The 1,750-nt window shown below is 66.3% G+C and carries 1 protein-coding gene; it reads left to right on the forward strand.

The window, feature by feature from the left end:
* Nucleotides 1-100: 100 nt before the first annotated feature.
* Complete coding sequence (locus tag AB0M93_RS41625) at nt 101-1,534, forward strand: MBOAT family protein (protein WP_364285081.1); 1,434 nt, start codon at nt 101-103, stop codon at nt 1,532-1,534.
* The last annotated feature ends 216 nt before the right edge of the window (nt 1,535-1,750 follow it).

Consider the following 1,750-nt stretch of genomic DNA (forward strand, 5'->3'; position numbering starts at 1 on the left):
GTGGTAAGGCGCGTTAGAACGCGCCTTACCACTCACGACCCCGGCCGCGGCAGACCACCCAGTCGGGTTAGAGTCGCCGCGGATAAACCGAGGGGACCCGATGTCGTTCGTTTCGCCGCTCTTCCTGTGGTACTTCATGCCGGCGGTGCTCATCGCCGTGCTGGTGTGCCCGCGGACCTGGCGCAACGGCATCATCGCGGTGGGCAGCCTGCTGTTCTACACGATCGGCGCCGGCGGCTTCGTGTTCCTGCTGCTGGGCTGCATGGTGGTCAACTTCCTGGCGGGCCCATTGCTGGCCCCGAGCCCCTGGGACGTCAACGGCGTCCGGCGGCGCCGGATCCTGATCGCGGTGGTGTCGCTGGACGTGGCGGTGCTGCTGATCTGGAAGTACGCGGGTTTCGCGACCCAGCAGATAGCGGCGGTGGCCCACTGGTTCGGCGGAAGCGTGCCGGTGGCGAGCCTGGTGGTCCCGATCGGCATCTCGTTCTACACGTTCCACCACATCTCGTACGTGGTGGACATCTACCGCGGCGAGCGCCAGGCGCTGCGCAACCCGGTGTCGTTCGCGGCGTACATCGCGATGTTCCCCCAGCTGGTGGCGGGCCCGATCGTGCGCTACCGGGAGATCGCGGACCAGCTCCCCCAGCTGCGGTCCCACCGCCTGGACGACATAGCGGCGGGCTTCCCGAGGTTCGCACTGGGCCTGTGCAAGAAAACGATCATCGCGGACTCCCTGAGCCCCCTGGTGGACGCGTGTTTCAAGGTCCCCCCGGACCAGATGACGTTCGCGACGGCGTGGCTGGGCGCGGTGGGCTACACGCTCCAGCTGTTCTTCGACTTCTCGGGCTATTCGGACATGGCCATCGGCCTGGGCCGCATGCTGGGGTTCCGGCTCCCGGAGAACTTCGCCAGACCGTATTCCTCGGTGACGATCACGGAGTTCTGGCGCCGCTGGCACATGAGCTTGAGCCGCTGGTTCCGCGACTACGTGTACATCCCCCTGGGCGGCAACCGCCACGGAGCAGCGAAGACGTACCGCAACCTCTGCATAGTGTTCGTGTTGACGGGCTTCTGGCACGGAGCCCAGTGGACGTTCTTGGTGTGGGGCTGCTACCACGGAGCGCTCCTGGTGATCGAGCGCAGGTTCGCCCTGGACCTGAACCCGGCAACCCCCTGGAAGCGCCACGCGCGCAGGGCCCTGACGCTGCTCCTGGTGGTGTTCGGCTGGGTGTTCTTCCGTTCCCAGGACCTGGGCCACGCCCTGTCGATGATCGGCCACATGCTCATCCCGGACTTCGACGGCCTGGGAGCAGGAGTGGCCGAGGCCCTGACGAACCAGCGGATGGTCCTCCTGCTGGCAGCCCTGACGGTGTTCGTACTGCCGGCCCACCCGGTAACGGGACCACTGCTGGAGTCATCGAGAAGCCGCCCGGCAACAGCACTACGGATCGGAATCATGACGGCGGGCCTGCTGTACGCGGCAATCCTGATAGCAACAGGAACATTCAGCCCGTTCCTGTACTACCAGTTCTGAAAACCGCGGCAGAGCACCCCGGCAGAGAACTCCGGCAGAGCACCCAAAGCAAGCAAACCGACCACACCCCTCCACCGAACCCGATACGCAGCGCCCTTCAGCGGCCGTCGCACCGGGTCAAGGCAGCGGTAGCACGCCTTGGCCCGGGCGGCCCGCCCGGTAACAAAAAGCGTTGCGGGGGGGGGAGGTGCAGCGGCACCCAGAGGGACCCCAAAA

The organism is Amycolatopsis sp. NPDC051102, assembly GCF_040682815.1.
Taxonomy (GTDB): domain Bacteria; phylum Actinomycetota; class Actinomycetes; order Mycobacteriales; family Pseudonocardiaceae; genus Amycolatopsis.